Annotated in this window: 21 protein-coding genes; 1 reads left to right on the top strand and 20 read right to left on the bottom strand. The window is 38.2% G+C overall.

Annotation, left to right across the window (positions count from 1 at the left end; all coding sequences use genetic code 11):
• Nucleotides 1-51: 51 nt before the first annotated feature.
• From pnp to AWT60_RS09630, 17 genes are all read right to left on the bottom strand, one after another.
• Nucleotides 52-2,169 carry a polyribonucleotide nucleotidyltransferase gene (gene pnp, locus AWT60_RS09710; protein WP_024424134.1) on the bottom strand — a complete coding sequence of 706 codons (2,118 nt, stop codon included), beginning with the start codon at nt 2,167-2,169 and terminating at the stop codon, nt 52-54.
• A gap of 181 nt (nt 2,170-2,350) precedes the next feature.
• Nucleotides 2,351-2,620 carry a 30S ribosomal protein S15 gene (gene rpsO, locus AWT60_RS09705; protein ID WP_008354438.1) on the bottom strand — a complete coding sequence of 90 codons (270 nt, stop codon included), beginning with the start codon at nt 2,618-2,620 and terminating at the stop codon, nt 2,351-2,353.
• Nucleotides 2,621-2,760: 140 nt separating this feature from the next.
• A complete protein-coding gene (gene ribF, locus AWT60_RS09700; protein ID WP_034623584.1) occupies nt 2,761-3,726 on the bottom strand; it encodes a bifunctional riboflavin kinase/FAD synthetase in 966 nt (321 codons plus the stop codon).
• 17 nt (nt 3,727-3,743) lie between these two features.
• Complete coding sequence (gene truB, locus AWT60_RS09695) at nt 3,744-4,673, bottom strand: tRNA pseudouridine(55) synthase TruB (protein ID WP_218677184.1); 930 nt, start codon at nt 4,671-4,673, stop codon at nt 3,744-3,746.
• A gap of 68 nt (nt 4,674-4,741) precedes the next feature.
• Nucleotides 4,742-5,092, bottom strand: coding sequence for a 30S ribosome-binding factor RbfA (gene rbfA / locus AWT60_RS09690; RefSeq protein WP_007499525.1), 351 nt, complete (start codon nt 5,090-5,092; stop codon nt 4,742-4,744).
• 17 nt (nt 5,093-5,109) lie between these two features.
• Nucleotides 5,110-5,388 carry a DUF503 domain-containing protein gene (locus AWT60_RS09685; protein ID WP_024424137.1) on the bottom strand — a complete coding sequence of 93 codons (279 nt, stop codon included), beginning with the start codon at nt 5,386-5,388 and terminating at the stop codon, nt 5,110-5,112.
• Entirely contained in the window at nt 5,385-7,505 is a 2,121-nt protein-coding gene (gene infB, locus AWT60_RS09680) for a translation initiation factor IF-2 (RefSeq protein WP_025092597.1), read from the bottom strand. Before infB ends, AWT60_RS09685 begins: the two co-directional genes overlap by 4 nt.
• A gap of 19 nt (nt 7,506-7,524) precedes the next feature.
• Nucleotides 7,525-7,827, bottom strand: a complete 303-nt coding sequence (locus AWT60_RS09675; RefSeq protein WP_024424138.1) for a YlxQ family RNA-binding protein — start codon at nt 7,825-7,827, stop codon at nt 7,525-7,527.
• A complete protein-coding gene (rnpM, locus tag AWT60_RS09670; RefSeq protein WP_024424139.1) occupies nt 7,820-8,104 on the bottom strand; it encodes an RNase P modulator RnpM in 285 nt (94 codons plus the stop codon). The genes AWT60_RS09675 and rnpM overlap by 8 nt, the downstream gene beginning before the upstream one ends.
• A gap of 15 nt (nt 8,105-8,119) precedes the next feature.
• The gene (gene nusA / locus AWT60_RS09665) at nt 8,120-9,235 is read right to left on the bottom strand and encodes a transcription termination factor NusA (protein WP_024424140.1); all 1,116 of its coding nucleotides are present in this window, start codon (nt 9,233-9,235) and stop codon (nt 8,120-8,122) included.
• 32 nt (nt 9,236-9,267) lie between these two features.
• Complete coding sequence (rimP, locus tag AWT60_RS09660; RefSeq protein WP_003211398.1) at nt 9,268-9,741, bottom strand: ribosome maturation factor RimP; 474 nt, start codon at nt 9,739-9,741, stop codon at nt 9,268-9,270.
• A gap of 718 nt (nt 9,742-10,459) precedes the next feature.
• Entirely contained in the window at nt 10,460-11,266 is an 807-nt protein-coding gene (locus AWT60_RS09655) for a class I SAM-dependent methyltransferase (RefSeq protein ID WP_218677183.1), read from the bottom strand.
• A gap of 26 nt (nt 11,267-11,292) precedes the next feature.
• On the bottom strand, nt 11,293-11,958 hold the full coding sequence (locus tag AWT60_RS09650) for a CPBP family intramembrane glutamic endopeptidase (RefSeq protein WP_052462962.1): 666 nt from the start codon (nt 11,956-11,958) through the stop codon (nt 11,293-11,295).
• Between the two features lie 13 nt (nt 11,959-11,971).
• The gene (locus AWT60_RS09645) at nt 11,972-12,781 is read right to left on the bottom strand and encodes a SagB/ThcOx family dehydrogenase (protein WP_218677182.1); all 810 of its coding nucleotides are present in this window, start codon (nt 12,779-12,781) and stop codon (nt 11,972-11,974) included.
• A gap of 25 nt (nt 12,782-12,806) precedes the next feature.
• Nucleotides 12,807-14,153, bottom strand: a complete 1,347-nt coding sequence (locus AWT60_RS09640) for a YcaO-like family protein (protein WP_041109037.1) — start codon at nt 14,151-14,153, stop codon at nt 12,807-12,809.
• A 2-nt stretch (nt 14,154-14,155) separates the two neighbouring features.
• Entirely contained in the window at nt 14,156-15,136 is a 981-nt protein-coding gene (locus tag AWT60_RS09635) for a TOMM precursor leader peptide-binding protein (RefSeq protein ID WP_218677181.1), read from the bottom strand.
• Nucleotides 15,137-15,150: 14 nt separating this feature from the next.
• A complete protein-coding gene (locus AWT60_RS09630) occupies nt 15,151-15,858 on the bottom strand; it encodes a Rossmann-fold NAD(P)-binding domain-containing protein (RefSeq protein WP_218677180.1) in 708 nt (235 codons plus the stop codon).
• Between the two features lie 421 nt (nt 15,859-16,279).
• Between AWT60_RS09630 and AWT60_RS18755 the strand changes: the two genes are divergently transcribed.
• Entirely contained in the window at nt 16,280-16,405 is a 126-nt protein-coding gene (locus tag AWT60_RS18755) for a plantazolicin family TOMM peptide (RefSeq protein WP_080701195.1), read from the top strand.
• 220 nt (nt 16,406-16,625) lie between these two features.
• Here AWT60_RS18755 and AWT60_RS09620 read toward each other — a convergent pair whose 3' ends face one another.
• The 3 genes from AWT60_RS09620 to AWT60_RS09610 all read right to left on the bottom strand — a co-directional run bounded on the left by AWT60_RS09620 (nt 16,626) and on the right by AWT60_RS09610 (nt 19,319).
• Nucleotides 16,626-17,345 (bottom strand): pentapeptide repeat-containing protein, encoded by a 720-nt coding sequence (locus tag AWT60_RS09620; RefSeq protein ID WP_218677179.1) that lies wholly within the window; start codon nt 17,343-17,345, stop codon nt 16,626-16,628.
• A 76-nt stretch (nt 17,346-17,421) separates the two neighbouring features.
• Nucleotides 17,422-18,168 (bottom strand): ABC transporter permease, encoded by a 747-nt coding sequence (locus tag AWT60_RS09615; protein ID WP_024427002.1) that lies wholly within the window; start codon nt 18,166-18,168, stop codon nt 17,422-17,424.
• 257 nt (nt 18,169-18,425) lie between these two features.
• On the bottom strand, nt 18,426-19,319 hold the full coding sequence (locus AWT60_RS09610; protein WP_163115141.1) for an ABC transporter ATP-binding protein: 894 nt from the start codon (nt 19,317-19,319) through the stop codon (nt 18,426-18,428).
• Nucleotides 19,320-19,323 lie beyond the last annotated feature (4 nt).

Genomic DNA, 19,323 nt, shown 5'->3' with positions numbered 1-19,323 from the left:
AAAGAAGCCTGGCACGGATACCTGGCTTCTAACACATTTTATTTGATCTCATTAAGACTGCTTTTCTTCTTTTTCCTTTTCTTCACGTAAAACAGCTTTCCGAGAAAGGTTCACACGGCCTTGTTTATCGATTTCAGTGACTTTGACAAGTAATTCATCGCCAAGTTTCACGACATCTTCTACTTTGCCCACACGCTCAAGCGCAAGCTCAGAAATATGAACAAGTCCATCTTTTCCACTGAAGATTTCAAGGAAGGCACCGAATTTTTCAATGCGTTTGACTTTACCTAAGTAAAGCTGTCCTACTTCAACTTCTCTCACAAGATCTTCAATGATTTTCTTCGCTTTTTGGTTCATATCTTCTTCTGTAGAAGAAATAAAGATTGTACCATCTTGTTCAATATCGATTTTCACACCGGTATCTTCAATGATTTTATTGATTTGTTTACCGCTTGGTCCAATGACATCGCGAATTTTATCCGGATTGATTGTCATCGTTAAGATTTTAGGTGCATAACGAGACAATTCTCCTCTAGAAGCAGGAATTGTCGACAGCATACTGTCTAAAATTTCCATTCTGCCTTTTTTCGCTTGTTGAAGAGCCTCTTCTAAGATGTCTTTTGACAAGCCATCGATTTTGATGTCCATTTGAAGGGCTGTGACACCTTTTGATGTACCTGCAACTTTAAAGTCCATATCTCCAAGTGCATCTTCCATTCCTTGAATGTCTGTCAGCACTGTGTAGTATTCACCAGATTTCACAAGTCCCATTGCAATCCCTGCAACTGGTGCTTTAATTGGAACACCGGCATCCATCATCGCAAGTGTGCTTGCGCAAATACTTGCTTGTGAAGTAGATCCGTTAGATTCTAATACCTCTGAAACGAGGCGAACCGTATAAGGGAAATCTTTTTCGGATGGAATGACTGGTTCTAGTGCACGTTCACCTAGTGCACCATGTCCGATCTCACGACGGCCTGGACCGCGCATTGGACCTGTCTCACCAACACTGAATTGCGGGAAGTTGTAATGGTGCATGAAGCGTTTTGATTCTTCAACACCTAGACCATCAAGAATTTGCACATCGCCAAGTGCACCTAATGTACAAATACTGAGCGCCTGTGTTTGTCCTCTTGTAAATAGGCCTGAACCGTGCGTTCTTGGCAGAAGTCCTACTTCTGAAGAAAGTGGACGGATTTGATCTACGCCGCGTCCATCTGGACGTACTTTCTCTTCAGTGATCAGACGGCGAACTTCGTTTTTGACAAGCTTGTTTAATACATCTTTCGCTTGTTTAATCGTTGCTTCGTCACGTTCTTCTGCTTCAAACTTCTCAACTACAGCTTTTTTCACAGCACTGATCGCATCCTCACGCGCATGCTTCTCATGTACTTGAATCGCTTTCAGCAGGTCAGCTTCAGCAAGTGCTTTTACTTCGTCTGCTAACGTTTGATCTACTTCATATAAAGGAATATCGATTTTTTCTTTACCGACTGCCTTCACAATTTCTTCTTGGAATTCGATTAAGCGTTTGATCTCTTGGTGACCGTACATGATCGCTTCAAGCATTGTTTCTTCCGGTACTTCATCAGCACCAGCTTCTACCATGTTGATCGCATCTTTTGTTCCGGCAACCACAAGGTTGATGTCACTTTGTTCAAGCTGCTCCACATTTGGGTTAATGATCAGCTTTCCATCCACTCGTCCTACTGTAACGCCGGCGATTGGTCCCTCAAATGGAATGTCAGACACACATAAAGCTAAAGATGAGCCAAACATTGCAGCCATTTCAGATGAACAATCTTGATCCACACTCATGACGATACTAATGACTTGTACTTCGTTTCTAAATCCATCTGCAAACAGCGGACGAATTGGTCTGTCAATTAAGCGGCTTGCAAGGATCGCCTTTTCACTTGGACGGCCTTCTCTTTTAATGAAGCCGCCAGGAATTTTACCTACTGCGTATAGTCTTTCTTCGTAGTTCACAGTGAGCGGGAAGAAATCAAGTGGTTTTGGTTCTTTAGAAGCTGTTGCTGAGCTAAGCACAGCCGTATCTCCGTAGCGTACGAGGACCGCTCCGTTTGCTTGCTTTGCAAGCTGGCCAGTTTCAACTGTCAGTTGACGTCCAGCCCAGTCTATGGTGAAGACATGTTTCTCTTGTCCCATTCTGAGATAAACTCCTCTCTTATCGTAAAATTTTAGTTAGTTCTTATTATGAACAAAATGATTTTCACATATCAATGTGAAAGCTGTATGTAGAAGGGTATTTGCCATTCTTTCAACATTTTAACCATAAAATATTAGTGATTATACGATAAAAAAGCGGGAATCCTCCCGCTTTTTACGATTATCGACGTAAGCCTAGTTTGTTAATTAACTCACGGTAACGAGTTACGTCTTTATTACGTAGATACGTAAGAAGATTACGACGTCTACCTACCATTTTCAAAAGACCGCGACGTGAGTGGTGATCTTTCTTATGAGTACGTAAATGCTCGTTCAAGTTGTTAATTGATTCTGTTAGGACAGCGATCTGAACTTCTGGAGATCCAGTATCAGATTCGTGTGTTTTGAACTCATTAATTAATTGCGTTTTACGCTCTTGAGTAATTGCCATCCTGTTTCACCTCCAAATCATGTTAGCCCCATCTACCTCGCAGCCGTCGGTGAAGTCGGCCTGCCAAGTAAGTGGTTTTAAAGCTACAGGAATAATCATACTAAAAATATGCTGAATTTGCAAATGGTAGAGCAGTTTTTCTATGATTTTTTTGTTTGCTTATGCTGATCTTGAAAAAACTGAATCGCTTCTTCTTTATCTTGACTGATTTGAGCCGTCAGCTCCTGGATTCCGTTAAATTTTCGTTCACTGCGAATCCGCTTGAACCATTGTAATTTAATCGGCTGGCCATATATTTCTTCGTTAAAATCAAAGAGGTTTACTTCAATGGCAGGCTGATCAGGACGTTTTTCATAAAATGTTGGTTTATAGCCGACATTACAAACGCCGTCATATACTTTACCTTTTACTTCCGCTCTTACTGCATATACCCCTGTTGGCGGAATAATGTATTCAGCAGATAAGCCGACATTAGCTGTCGGAAATCCGATCGTCCGTCCGCGTTTGTCTCCATGGATGACAATGCCGCGAAGCTGATAAGGTTTTCCTAAAAGCTCGCTCACATATTCAACATCCCCATTTTTTAATGCGGAACGGATGAGAGTGGAGCTGACTTTTCGGTCTTGATTGGACAGCTTAGGTACGATGGTTGCATTGATACGGCCTTTTCCGTATTCATCGAACGTTTCCATTGTGCCTGCACCAAAACGGCCAAACGTAAAATCAAACCCCGCTACTGCGTGCTTCACATTCAGTTCATCCAAATATTGATCCACAAACTCTTGAGGAGATAGAGCTGCAAAGCTCTCGCTGAATTGTACAATGTATAAATAGTCAGCGCCCAGCTGTTCGATAAAATCAATTTTATCCTCAAGCGGTGTAATTAAGTCTTTTGGTTCCCGTGCCTTTTGCAAAACATGTGATGGATGCGGATGAAAGGTCATGACTGCTAAGGCCAATCCTTCTTTTTCCGCAATGCTTTTCGCTTCATCAATGACTTTTTGATGCCCGAGGTGAACACCGTCAAAGTACCCTAAAGCCATGACAGACGGGACTTGATCCTTTTGATTCAATGTATGTGGGTGTGAAATATGTATAGTCTTCACGAGATGTCACCTTTTCTTTAAGATTGCTTGTCCTGACATAAGATCTTCGCCGGCTTCATCAGGTTCTGTTTGGTCGGGTGCTTCATATAAATCGCTAGACAACAGCCTGAAGGAGCAAATACAGCGACACGATCCGCCTCTGCGAAATGAGCAAATTCATCAGGCATTGGCAGGACTGCACCGTTTTCCACTTTACTTGCTAATGTATCATTTATCTCCCATTTCGGCAAATGATTGAGCGCACGCTCGATCGGGACAAGGTGCTCATCTACAGTTCCTTCCTCGCTTATATCTCGCAGCTCATCCAGCGTGATACATTCATCAAGTGTAAAATCACCAGACCCTGTACGAATGAGATGTGACATGTGGGCTGGAAACCCTAGTTTCTTCCCGATATCAACCGCTAAGGTCCTCACATATGTTCCCTTTGAGCATAGAACGGTAAACCTAAATGACACGCTACCATCCTCATATGTGACAGGTGTAGTCCGCTCGATCCGGTGAATAGTAATTTCTCGGCTCGGCCGCTCAATTTCAATGCCTTCTCTTGCATATTCATAGAGCTTTTTCCCGCCAATTTTCACAGCAGAAAACATGGGAGGAATTTGTTCAATGGTTCCTTCAAACTGCTTCAGCGCCGCATCAATTTCTTTTTCTGAGATCGGTTTTTCCACCTTTTTTTCTTCTACGATCTCACCTGTTTGGTCTTCTGTTGTTGTAGAAAAGCCAATCGTGATCTCCGCATCATACGTTTTCGATTTATCTGTTAAGTATTCTACAATCTTCGTTGCTCTTCCGATACAAATAGGCAGAACACCTGAAACCTCTGGGTCGAGGGTGCCTGTATGGCCGACTTTTTTTGTGTGCAAAATTTTTCTTACTTTAAACACACAGTCGTGTGAGGTCATGCCTCTTTCTTTATGTAATAAAAGAACACCATTTATCATCTGCGTTCTCTCCTTTCATAAACGATGAAAAAGGACAGACGATCATCGCCTATCCTTATTTCAACGTCTTATTCGTGATCTTTTGTGTTTAATTCAGCAATCAGGCTTTCAATTCGATTTCCGTAATCTACAGATTCGTCGAATTCAAAATGCAGTTCTGGTGTTTTGCGAAGTCTGATTCGATTGCCAATTTCAGAGCGGATGTACCCTTTAGCCTTTGCAAGACCTTTTAAGGTTTCCTCTCTTTTCTTCTCGTCGCCAAGAACAGAAATGTAGACTTTGGCAATTTGCAAATCACCGGATACTTCGACATCAGTTACAGTCAAAAAGCCGATTCTTGGATCTTTTAGCTTTCTGCCTAAGATGTCGCCCAATTCTTTTTTCATTTGCTCACCCACACGGGTTGCTCTCATACTCATGATCTTATCACCTCTAATTAAAACCACTCAGTTTTCGTGATCGTTCGTTCAATTTCAGGAAAAGAATCGATAAAGCTTAATACACGCTGAAGCTCCTTTTCCACTTGAACCCGAGATGAGGAAATCACGGCGATTCCGATTGATGTACGCTGCCATGTATCCTGGTAATCCATTTCAGCAATGGTTACATTGAATTTATGACGCGTTCTTGTCAATATTCGCTGAAGAACCGCACGTTTTTCCTTCAGTGAGGATGCATCATAGATCATGCACTCACATTCGGTATAACCGATCATTTTCTTTCGATTTCTTGCATAACGAATGATTCCATGACATCACCTTCACGGATATCATTGTATTTCTTAATGGTAATACCACATTCATAGCCTTGTGAAACTTCTTTCACATCATCTTTAAATCGTTTTAACACGTCAACTTCGCCTTCAAAAATAACGACGCCGTCACGGATTAAGCGGATTCCGCTATCTCTTGTAATCGTTCCTTCAGTTACATAGCCGCCAGCAATTGTACCGATTTTAGATACTTTGAACGTTTGACGAACTTCAACTTGACCGATGACTTTTTCTTCATATTCAGGGTCAAGCATTCCTTTCATCGCAGCTTCAATTTCATCGATGACTTTATAGATAATGCGGTGCAAGCGGATATCAACGTTCTCAGTCTCAGCTGTGCTCTTCGCATTTCCATCAGGACGTACGTTAAAGCCAATCACGATGGCATTAGAAGCACTTGCTAAAATGATGTCTGATTCTGTAATCGCTCCAACACCCGTATGGATGATTTTCACTTTTACGCCTTCGACTTCAATTTTTTGAAGAGCTGCTGTTAATGCTTCAGCAGAGCCTTGTACGTCTGCTTTCACAATCAAGTTGATATCTTTTACGTCACCTTGTTTGATTTGCTCAAATAGGTCGTCTAGAGATAATTTTGCTTTATCTGAACGCTGTTCGTCCAGCTGCTTAGAAGCACGCGCCTCACCGACTTGACGAGCTGTTTTTTCATCTTTGAATACGAGGAACTGATCCCCTGCATTCGGTACATCGTTTAAACCAGTGATTTCAACAGGTGTAGATGGTCCTGCTGTTTTCACGCGGCGGCCGATGTCATTGACCATTGCACGTACACGGCCAAATGTATTTCCGACAACGATTGGGTCACCTACATGAAGTGTACCTGTTTGAACAAGAAGGGTTGCAACAGAACCTCTTCCTTTATCAAGCTCAGCCTCGATGACAGTCCCTTTTGCCGCACGATTAGGGTTGGCTTTCAGTTCTGCTACTTCGCTGACAAGAAGGATCATTTCGATCAATTCGTCAATGCCTTCACCTGTTTTCGCAGATAGTGGAACGAAAATGGTTTCGCCGCCCCAAGCTTCTGGTACAAGACCATGCTCAGTTAATTCCTGCATCACGCGGTCAGGGTTCGCTGTTGGTTTGTCAATTTTGTTAACAGCGACAATGATTGGCACTTCTGCCGCTTTCGCATGGTTAATCGCTTCAATTGTTTGCGGCATGACACCATCATCTGCTGCAACAACCAGAATGGTCGTATCCGTTACTTCGGCACCACGTGCACGCATCGTTGTAAATGCTGCGTGTCCAGGTGTATCAAGGAACGTAATTTTTTTGCCGTTTTCTTCAATTTGGTATGCACCGATATGCTGCGTGATTCCACCTGCTTCGCCTTCGACGACTTTTGTCTTACGAATGCTGTCAAGAAGAGTTGTTTTCCCGTGGTCAACGTGTCCCATGATCGTTACAACTGGAGGGCGTACTTGCATATCTTCTTCTTTATCTTCAACTTCATACTTTTCAAGTTCAGTTTCTTCTAAAATAATGACTTCCTCTACTGGAACACCATATTCAGAAGCGATTAATTCAACTGTATCTTTATCAAGTTCTTGGTTGATCGTTGCCATGACACCAAGCATCATCAGCTTTTTGATGATTTCAGCTGTTTCTTTTCCAAGCTCATCAGCCAGCTGGCCGACAGTCATTGAATTTGTAAATTCAATTTTTTCAGGAAGCTCTTTTTTAGGCTTCACAGGTCTAGCTTGCTGATGCTGCGGTTTGTTATTTCCACCGCGTTTATTTTTGTTTTTATTTTGGTTGTTGTTTTTTTTGTTTTTATTAAATTGATTATTCTGCACGTCATTCTTCTTTCTATCATTGTTTTTGTTAGATGATTGTTTTTTTTGTTCTGCGGGTTTCTCGTTAGCTGTCTCTTTTGCTTTGGCTTTTTTATAGATAGCGTCTAGCTTTTTCACAGTGTCGTCTTCAAGCGTCGCCATGTGGTTGTTCACTTCCACGTTCATATCCTTAAGCGCTGCTATAATATCTTTACTTGAAACATCTATGGCTTTTGCGTATTCATATACTCTCACTTTAGCCATTCGTTCACCCCCAAATAAATTAATCGAGCAAGCTTATGAGCTTCTTAGCGAAGCCTTGGTCAGTGACAGCGACAACTACGCGAGCTTCTTTCCCAATAGAACGTCCGAGAACGGAACGGTCTTCAACTTTTCTAACCGGAACATTATAAAATTTGCATTTGTCAGATACCTTTTTCTCTGTGTTAGATGAGGCATCTGCTGCAAGAAGAACCAGCTTAGCACGCGCATGTCTAATTTCTTTGATCACCAGATCTTCTCCTGACACGACTTTACGAGCTCGATTTGCTAGACCAAGCAAAGGATACCATTCAGATTCATTCATTAGGTTTTTTCACCTTTTCAGCTAGTTCTAGTAATTCTTCAAATATGTGTTCGTCAATCTGTGTCTGAAATTGCTGCTGTAAACTGCGTTTGTTCTTTGCCGCAAGAATGGTTTCTTTATCGAGAGAAAGGTAAGCTCCGCGTCCGTTCATTTTTCCGGTAGCGTCAACAGACACTTCTCCTTCTTTAGAACGAACAACACGGATCAGTTCTTTCTTTGGTTTCATTTCTCCCGTCACGACGCATTTTCTAAGCGGGATTTTTTTTCGGCTTTTCACCTTTAATATCACCTCTTATTCGTCAGATTCCTCAGCTACTGGTTCAGCCTCTAAGAAAAGAGATTCAGAGTCTTCAGTTCTTGGGAAAATACCGAGTTCCCTTGCATCTGTTTCGCTTTTAATGTCGATTTTCCAGCTGGTCAGCTTCGCTGCAAGGCGGGCATTTTGACCTCTTTTACCAATCGCTAATGACAGCTGATAATCAGGGACAATGACTGTTGTCGCCTTGTCTTCTTCATTCACAATGACATCAAGTACTTTTGATGGACTCAGCGCATTGGCAACAAATTCAACCGGGTCATTCGACCAATGGACAATGTCAATTTTTTCGCCTTTTAGCTCGTTGACAATTGCTTGTACACGCTGGCCTTTTGGACCAACACAGGAGCCAACTGGATCAACATCAGGATCATCTGTACGAACAGATATTTTAGAACGGTCCCCAGCTTCTCTAGCAACCGATTTAAGCTCTACAGTACCATCATAAATTTCTGGTACTTCAATTTCAAATAAACGCTTTAAAAGACCTGGATGTGTTCTAGACACATAAATTTGTGGTCCTTTTGTTGTTTTTTCTACTTTTGTAATGAACACTTTAATGCGATCATGTGGTTTGTATTCTTCATTTGGCATTTGTTCATTGACAGGAAGAAGGGCTTCGATTTTGCCAAGTGACACGTAAATGAATTTACTGTCAATCCGCTGAACGATTCCCGTCATAATGTCTTCCTCGCGGTCGATGAACTCAGTGTAGATCACACCACGCTCTGCTTCTCTCACACGCTGCGTCACAACTTGTTTCGCTGTCTGAGCTGCAATGCGTCCAAAGTCTTTTGGTGTGACTTCAATCTCAACGACGTCACCAACCATGTAATTCGGGTTAATATTGGCTGCATCATCTACAGAGATTTCAAGGCGAGAATCATACACTTCATCTACAACATCTTTTCTTGCGAACACGCGAATCGTTCCCGTTTCGCGGTTTAAATCAACACGAACATTTTGTGCTTGATTAAAATTACGCTTATATGCAGAAATGAGTGCAGCTTCTATCGCTTCAATTATAATTTCTTTACTAATACCCTTCTCTTTCTCAAGAACAGTCAGGGCATCTAACAACTCACTACTCATTTTTATGGTTCCCCCTTATATCAATGAAAAGGTTAATTGAACGAAACTGCTAATCTTGCGTTAGCTATTTTTTCGTATGGAATATTGATCTCTTTCTTTCTTGTCTTGATCTTCACTGTCACTGTTGCAATCTCACCATCAAAGCTTGTAAGCTCACCTTCAAATGCTTTTTCACCATCAATTGGTTCATATGTTTTCATGAAAACATTTTTTCCAAGTGCTTTTTCAAAATCAGCTTTTTTCTTTAATGGGCGCTCCGCTCCAGGAGAGGACACTTCAAGAAAGTAGTTTTGGCTAATCGGATCTGCCTCATCAAGCTTTTCGCTCAAGGCTTCGCTCACTTTGGCACACTCTTCGATATCGACACCTTTATCAGAGTCAATAAACACGCGAAGGAACCAGTTTTGACCCTCTTTGACAAATTCAACATCAACGAGTTCAAGCTGTAAGCCATCTAAAATTGGCTGCACCATTTCGCTTACGACATCCACTACTTTTTTGCTCATTCTCTTCCTCCTTGTGCTTTCGATAAACGCTCTTATCAATCATTCTGCATAAAAACCCTGCTTTATGTGAGCAGGGGGAGCAGAAAACGGATGAATAATGTCGAGACAAAAATTGCCTGTTCAATACAAAAGAGCGGGTTTCCCCACTCTTGTCTCGGTAATCGTTAGCATTTCCATAAAAACTATACCATATCCAATTTTTTTATGCAAATGAAGTTCCTCCTTATAATAGGTACTCGCTCATCGATTAATGCAGCATGTTCACTGCCATTAATACCTCTCTCTTCCTTATATATAAACAGAAAGCCACTCTGAACAGAACGGGCTGGTAATCATGCAGCTACATACTATGAGCGAAGAACAGAGCTCCCTATGAAAGAAAGTAACATCTACACTAAGCCATCTCTATTTCCAAAAAACATTTTGCATGACACAATATGGTTATTTATATAGAAGCAAAGAGTGTATCAGTAAACAGCCTTCACTTTCAAATTTTTCAACCCCCCCTAATGGATAAGTACTTTAACGTTAAAGAAATAAGCAGTTCAATTTTAAGCACTTTGCCTTTGCTCACTCACTTCAGAGAACCGCGTTCTCATTTTTAGGGAATCGCAATTTAAAGATCATTCATATTGAACTCCCCGAAGAGCAGGCGGAGACTGAACGGATAACCTTCATATTTTACATAGAGAAAGAACCATGTTTATATGGAATGAATTTATCCAGACTGTTTAATCAGCCATGCATGTAAAAGTAAAGGTGTCTTCTGTGCTGAATTGCTATATTCATCTGGAACCTGCCTTAACGTTTGTTGTAAATTTTCATTTCCTATTAACGATAAAAATTCCATACTAAATGGGCTAAACCCTCCAATTATAGAAGTACCAATCTTATACATCATATCTTTTCTAGTTTTGGTCATATAGGTGAGTAACTGCTCGAACTCAGATAATGTCAATGAGGCGTGATATTGATCATATAAATACAGTTCTTCTTCTTTGTTCTGAACTGAACTCAATCCACTTTCTATACTATCTCGATTTAGATCAACTATATAAATAATAGATTCATTTGATAAATAAGGAAGTAACTGTTCTAATAATGCTAAAGGATCTTCAAATAGCCCAAAACACAGATGTATTAAAATCGCATCATAACTTTTCGCATGTGATGAAAAATTTTTGATATCTGTACAAATAAAATTAGCTTTTATATTCAATTGATTTGCACAATGTATGGCTTCTTCAGATGAATCAATTCCAGTCAAATCAGCTAGAGGTAATTGCTTAGATAAATACTCAAGCATCTGCCCTTGTCCACATCCTATATCTAAAATAGAGGCAGGCTTTTTTTTGAATGTTAGTTGATAATAAGAAATGAAAGTTTCAGCTGATAGACATCGAGTAAATGGCGTTTCTCGATTATCATAATTTGAACTTATTTTTCTTTTTTCTGGATCCAAAAACCATGATTGAGCCAGAGCTCTTTTTCCTTTAAGCTCTTTCATCTTTTCTTGTATTATCACAGGGTTTCCCACCTTTATAAAAAGTCTCACCAATCAGTTTCAGATAATACGGGAGGTTTCGTTTTGAAGTTCTTTATTTTGCGAGGTTGAAAAAAATGAATGAACAGATTATGTGAAATATGAAATGCTATCGCTGCTAGAATACCAAATGTTAAGTATGAAATAACTGTGATTAATGTAAAAAGCGACATATAAGCAATAGACTTAACACCGCCTATTGGTATATGCAGCAAGATAAATCCTATTGAACTGATACAGATCGATACCGCTACAGACTCCACAGAATTTGTTAGTAATAATAACGGAAGAAAGAACCGCCAAATCAATTCTTCTGATAGAGCCGTTAATGGAAGAAAAAAGATTGAATCAACATTGACAACATATCTGCCTCTAAATGCAACAACTTTGTTTTTTAATTTCCATAGAACTGACGGTAATAGGACACCTAATAAAAAGAAGAATAAAATACCATACACATTTTTATTATTAGAAATTTCAACTAAGAGCTCTTGAGAAAATGCCCCACAGCATATAAAAGCTCCGATAATCGTGAATCCATCATAGCTCCTCTGAGGAGTGATATATGTTATTAACTTTCGATCGGATATTGGTTTATCTCTCTTGATTTTGATCACCATTTTAGAGCTTAAGGGACCCAAAAAGTGAATAAGGATCCCTAAAGCTGCTACCATTGAAATCATCTATTTAAGTACCCGCAATCAATGTATAAATCGGGGCATCATCTACTCCATTAAATCCACCGATCAGTTCCATTAACTCATCATCGATAAACCCTCCGAATGGTCGGCTATTAATCTTCTGTGCAGTAGATAACAAAATCATATTTTGCATGACATGTCCTGCCTCCATAAAAACGAAGCGATAAGAACGATGTCCATACTTAAATCGAGAACGCCAAAAATTAGCTGAAATGACTATAGCAAACGCAAAATCTTGAACGGATTCTTCTTGTAACATTATTTTCTCAAATTCTTTTTCAGAGTAATCACCCATTTTAGTCAATCCTTTTCTATACGGATCGAAATGATAAATACCTTTGTCTAAAGAATCCACTTTGTTGGCTACAATAAATAGATCTAGAGGATAAAGTGCCCCGCCAGATGGTATAGGGCGTCTAGGTCCTTCTTTACGCTCTACCAATCCATAACTCTTCTGTAAAACTGTTGAGAGTTGTTCTAATGACACACTCCCCCCGTTAAAATAATCTGCACTTCTTCGTTCCTTAATGACATCGTCTAAAGTTATATTTGTATTTAATGGTTTAGGTAGTAAAATTAAAGGTAGGTCATCAAATCTTTTACCTGCATGTGTAGCAATCTTTTGCAAAGTTTGAGATCGTAGCAGCCCTGCAACACCAGGTGCGTCCCATGCCATTGAACCCCTGTAGATTTTTGTTGCCTCAAACCAATTTTCAGAAGGGTCATCAAACCGTAATGCTTCGTTTCCATACACAACATCAGCCAAATTAGTAGCATGTCTTTCAATACTATTCATTATATTTAATCACCTTTCTACGATATTAAGGAAATGGATGCGGAATTGGATTCAGTTCTTCTAACTTAAAAGGTTTATCTACTAAACCTAAATGATAAGAATGTTTTAAAATTCGTTCTCCGCCCAACATTCTACCTCTATAAAGAACGTCAATCGGTTTATATCCAGGAATAATTGATTTTACGACATAGGCACCAGCATCTTTTATATCAGGGCTGGTTAAATCAAAAGTTGCCACATGATATCCTTGTTTTGATAAATGACTGACAAGGTTCGTCCATAAAATGTCTGGAGAACGATCATCAAACGGTGCATAGTCTTTAACGTCCACTAATTTCTCACTCGCTGTTAAAAAATCAGCTTCTTTCACAATAGCTGTTCCCGCATAGAGTTTAATATGATCTTCAAAACTGTTAATATCTCGATGATAATCTACATCCACTAAGGCGTTCCCTAATCGTTGTTCTGTTTTTACCCAAGTTCTTGTATACATTCCCTCTATTGCAGCTTTCTCACATGCTCTTTCAATTGAATGAGCAGAGGCCGCGCCAATAGCAAATGGAGCTAAATCTGTATGAGGATTTCTTATCACTGCCAAAATAGTAGGAACACCAGAAAAAATGCTCATGTCTACTAAATGCAAATTAAGAGAAGTAGGTTTAATATATCTTTCATAGAAGTGTTTTAATCTAGGTGAGGTATTAATATCGATCTGCGGTAAACTTAACTTATTGTACCAAGTAAGCATAAATGCATCTCTTTCAATTGTTTCAAATAAACCTGAGATTGCCGCTTCTTGATATGTAATTCCACAAGCTAGTCCATTACTAGTTGCATGACCAATATTGGGGTCTCCTGGCCACTCAGTATAGTTTGCAATATGAATTAATTGAGCAGGCGTCCAAACTTCTTCATTATTTTCAGCAATATGACCTTTTCTCCACCATAATTTTGTATCTTCATTCCATCTATCATGAGGAAAATTCGGGTCTTCATATTGAGTGACAGCATACATCTCCCACTTATCAAAGCCAATTACTGATTTGCCTTCATTGATTAAGTCCTTTTGAGTACCAAAACATACAACATCAGAGTTTAATGGTAAATAAGCGGCACTATATCTTTCCACCGTTTCACCTATAGCTGCTAATCTGGCTGCAGCTGGATTAGCAGATCCTCCCCCATTATATGAATTAGATGGTATTCCAAATAAAATATTGCTGTCTGTACCATGCGCTCCATATGAATGACCCCATATATCATCAACGTCTCTGAGTTTTCTATACTCTCTACGGACTATCCCAACATAAGGATCTGCCAATTGGTCGAGTATTTCCCATGACTCTTCTAACGTTGTCCATTTATTAGCCATAATTAATTATTCACCTCACCATGAAACCAAACTTGAGGAAAACCTGTATCTGCGGCTGGGGAACACTTTGGGCATCTAGGAACTCGATAAACACGATGATGATTACATGAGACACCTTTATCATCTAAATTAATTGTTGTAAATCCACCTGGCGTTGCACTTGGTGCGTAATCTTTTAGTGTGAGCCATTCTAAAATTAAATTACTTGCAATTCCGATTTGAACTAAATGAATCGGCATATGATAAACCGGTTTCTTTTCAGGATTTATAGGTTTTATTTTCATTAAGTCTGATCGCAATACTTCGTCAGAAAAATTTGCTGATTTTCGAAGGTTATAGCAATGTAAACAAGCTGATTGATGTGGCAAGAAAAATGGACCTACCCAAGATGTCTGTCCATCATATGGCACAATGCTTAACCAAGGGATGTGGTCTTCTAATGCCAGATCATTTATTTCTTCAAAAATCGGATCTAAATGAGAGTTGCCAATAGCAACCCTGATATCTGGCTGCTTATTTAATTCTCCTTTAAGCACTACTTGTAGCCCTGCCGCTTGCAAATGACGAATGAATTCAGCAGCAACTGGATTATGATCTCGCGTAATAACTTCAACAATTCCTGTTTTTAAACGATCTAGTATATCTTCAACCAATACTTGTCCACCGGCTCTTTCATAAGACAAAAGCGCCGTCAAATCAAAGTTCATATCCGTCTTAACACACATTCCGTTTGCAACTAAAAATTCGAGGACATGTTTTAATTGATCACTCTCTACTTCGAAATTCTCCTCTAGCTCTTTAATCGAAACCCCATTATCTTCCGTGAGATAATTAGAAATTTCTTGAATAAATTCAATAATTCCGTCACCTTCAATTTTGGTGACAGTTTGCGCTTTTAAACCAATCAAACTGTCTTCTAGTTTACCTAGCGTAATGTGTGGTGCTAATTTATACCTCGTCATTTCGTGGTCTTTGACAAACATATATTATTCCTCCTTTAAGAATAATTAATTTGTATTTTAGATAATTGTGCCCGATTTGGGGGGTGACCAATTATTTGTTCCAGCGTGTTCGTAAATGGCTGTAAATGTTTTGAAGAAGAAGCTTCTTGAAATCCGACTAACCATTCTAATACGTCTAAAGGCATATTGTTCTGGGACAAAATTGATATGACCTCTTCTTTACTTTTACAATATAATTCAATATTCATATTTAAATCCTCTTCAAAAATATCCTTCAGCCTACTCATACTTACTAACTCTGGTCCTGTTAAATCATATGCCTTACCAGCGCGATTCCTAACATCTTTTTTAGGGATTAAACATGCCTTTACAACATCTTTTGTATTGATCCAATTAACTCCCTCGGGAGAAAATGCAGTTATTAATTTACCAGTAGCACCTGCCCATCCCCTATAAAGTTCTATATTGATATCAAGCGGTGAAGTCCTATAAAGTATGCTATTCTGATAGATTTTCAATAATTCACTTTCAAGTGAACCTAGTTCATCCTCAACAGTATGCCTTCTATTAGATAAAATAATCGTTTCCGTTTGAAAATCAGTATTATTTATAAAGTATTCTTTGTCATAGCTAACAGCCCCGCCCAAATCGATTATTTGAGCAGGATAGTCTTCATACTCAACTTTCATCTTCTCTAAATAAGTTTTTATTGGTTCTCTAATACCGACATAATGAATACTCATAAAGAGCCCCCTCTTCCCTGACCACTCTGGGATAAAATGGTTAAAATCTAAGTGAATCAACTTATAATAGAAAAAGTAATCTTCTATTCGAGTTCTTCATAACATAGTAACCTCAACTTTTTTCATACATTTAATTAACTTAATATCTAAATACCCAAAATATTTGATCCAAAATAACGCCACCCTTCAATCAAAAAACAACATTAAGACCATATAAACCCTTTAAATACATAAAATTTTAAATATAGTATTATTTTCCATAGTCATATTAAACCACACTTTTTCAGTGTTATCAACGAACTTTTCAGAAAATATAAAACTTTCACACTTAATCATTGACAAATAAAGACTTATGAACCATCATATGTAATATATCAACTACATATCTATGTTGATAAATTTTAAATAAGGAGGTCTAAAGATGACTAAAATTACAATCCCAACTGCTTTGGCCGCTAAGGTACATGGGGAAGGTCAACATTTATTCGAACCAATGGCTGCGCGCTGCACTTGCACAACAATCATCTCAAGTTCTTCAACTTTCTAATCAACTTTAGTTTTTCGACATATCATTGAAAAGATCGCTCACCCACCTAGCGAAGAAGACTTAGCTAGGTGGGTGGGCATCTTTTATTTGAAAATAGAAGTTTTCCACATTTATTTTGCTTAACGAAAACCTTGCATCCATATCATGTTAATGGGACAGCAAGAGATAGTGAATAAAACAAAAAAAGGCTATTGAGATTTTTCTCAATAGCCCCACTGTATTAAATATCGATTACTTCCACACCGCTTAAATCTGCCCCTTCTCCTTCTAAAATATGATAAGTCATTTTATCCATTGTCACTCCAATAAAGTTTAATTTTTTAATCGTACATGATTTAAAATTAACATTTATTAATTTAGAATTCTCAAAAGAAATGTTTTTAAAATAGCAATTTTCAAATAAAACATTTATTAAAGATGATTCATCAATACTAATGTTGGGTAAATGACAGCCATATAAGGATGAATTCGTTATCTCACAATGTTCAAAATGAGATTGAGTCAAATCACTCTTTTCAAAGGTAGATGAGGAAATTTTAGAATGGTTAATATTAACTTTTCTCAGATAGCACCCATTAAAATCTGAATGGCTCATTACTTTTTGTACAATCGATAGCCCCTTAAAATCGCACAATTTATATTTAACATTTATAAACGTTAACCAATCTAAATCAGCATTAACAAATATTTTTTTCACATGCTCTACGCGGTTATGATCATCAATTACTAATGTATGATTATCAATGCTTATTTCGCCTGATTTCAGTTTTTCAATAAGCATATCCTGAACCTCTGCATCTTTTAATCCATCATTTTCGAGTTTTAATTTAACATTTCCAAGCAGCTCTAATAATTCTTTTTTCTTTTCTTCATATGTTTTGTCTTTTTTATATGGCCGAAAACAACTTTCAACATACAGTTCTAACTCTTCACTTAACATTGACTCACTCCTTTTTTCAGACAGCATACATGCATTGATTTTGCGGTGCATAACATTTAGCTGAAATTTTTAGAGACTAGCCTCTTGCTCGCTTTATATATTTTTTATAGCCAACCAACGAAAGAATAAACCCCAACAGTGTATAGCCTATAAGGACTGCTGTTACTAAGATCAAATTCTCTCCCCCTGGTAATGTTGATACTGATTGCACTAAGCCTTGATGTGCCCAATACTGCGGGAAGAGCATACCAATTATTTTGAGATAACTAGGTAATTGATCAAATGGAGTCCATAAACCACAAGCAACTGCTGTCCCTAAAGCAATCATGTTCGTCATTACTAAGCCTGTATTCTCAGTTTTAGCAAATGCGGCGATGGCAACTCCCCATGAAGTCACTTGCATTGATAATAGGACAACTACTAAGAAATACGAGCTGTATTGTGTTATTTCAATACCATATAAATAAACCCCTAAAATGGTTAACAACAAAACTTGAAATAAGATAATGATAAAAAACGGAACGCACTTTCCAAGAAAAAAATGATGCGGCTGTAAAGGAGTACTTGCTAGCCTTGCCACAATTCCTTTCTCACGATCTTTTACAAAACTAATGACAATTGAAATAATGACAAATGTGGAGAAAAACACGCTCATCCCTGTCACTGATTGAGAAGCAACTAATGTTTTTTGTGCTTGAGAACTACCTGATGTAAATAATTCTATTAAAAGAATAATTGAAGCAACTGGTAATAAAATGGTCCAGAACAACAATGATCGATCTTTCACCTGTTTTATAGATTCGATGCGGACTAATGGCCACATAAAAATCACTCCCGTTATATTCATTTGATTCCCTTCTATACAACTCTTAAATAATCACATTTTTTATTTATTTTACCATTTGCGGATGTGACGAATTAGAATTAGTCACATAATGTTGACTAATTACTTATGATTTTAAATCTACGGTACACACAAATTAATTCTGTTCGTTAGATTTATGCTCTTTCTACATCAGTCACTCTTTTAAGTTATTTTCATTGAAATACGAGAGTGGTTTTCATTCATAAAGGGCATTTTTATTGTAATTGATCACGTAAATCTGTTCCTGTTAATTGAAAAAAGACATCTTCAAGTCTCGGTCTGTACAAAGATAATTGTTGGGGAACCAATGATTCCTTTTTACTCAGTTTAGCCAAATCTTCTAAAGTATCTAATGGTTTTGTAGTTTTAACTAACACTCCTCCTTGATAAGTTACAAAATCATACCCGAGATTAGTTAATGTTTTATTAGGAATCTTAGATTCAAAAAAGACTGATGTTTCTGCGTAACGGTTCAAAAGCTCATCTATTTTGCCTTCTTCAACAATGTTCCCTTTATCAATGAAAGCCACATAATCACATAAACTCTCTATTTCCTCCATATAATGACTAACATAGATAATAGTTCTTCCCTCTTCCTTCAATTTGTTAATGATGTCGAAAATATAACGTCTTGATTGAGGATCTACCCCCACTGTCGGTTCATCTAAAAGAATTAACTTAGGAGCATGCATTAAAGCGCAGCCAATATTCAAACGGCGTTTCATTCCTCCTGAAAAGCTTTCAACGATATCATTTGCTCTTTCCCACAATCCTACATCTTTTAGTGTTTTTTCTACTCTTTCATCTAATGTTTTCCCTTTTAAACCATAAATTTGTCCAAAAAACTCCATATTTACTTTAGCTGTTAATTTTTCCTCTAAGCTGATGTCTTGCGGTATGTAGCCGAGCGCACTTTTAGATTCACCAACATGCTCAACTTTGCCTTCATATGATTTAATGATGTGAGATATAATTTTCATCAAGGTTGATTTACCAGACCCATTTGGACCTATTAATCCATAACAAACTCCTTCTGGAATCGTTAATGTAACACTTCTTAACGCTTGGGAAGTTCCATATGTTTTACTGACGTTTTCTATTTGCAACATTCGG

The organism is Bacillus sp. F2HM (assembly GCF_019266135.1).
GTDB classification, from domain to species: domain Bacteria; phylum Bacillota; class Bacilli; order Bacillales; family Bacillaceae; genus Bacillus; species Bacillus safensis.
Note: the sequence above shows the minus strand (reverse complement) of the source record. Positions and strands in the feature narration are given on the sequence as shown.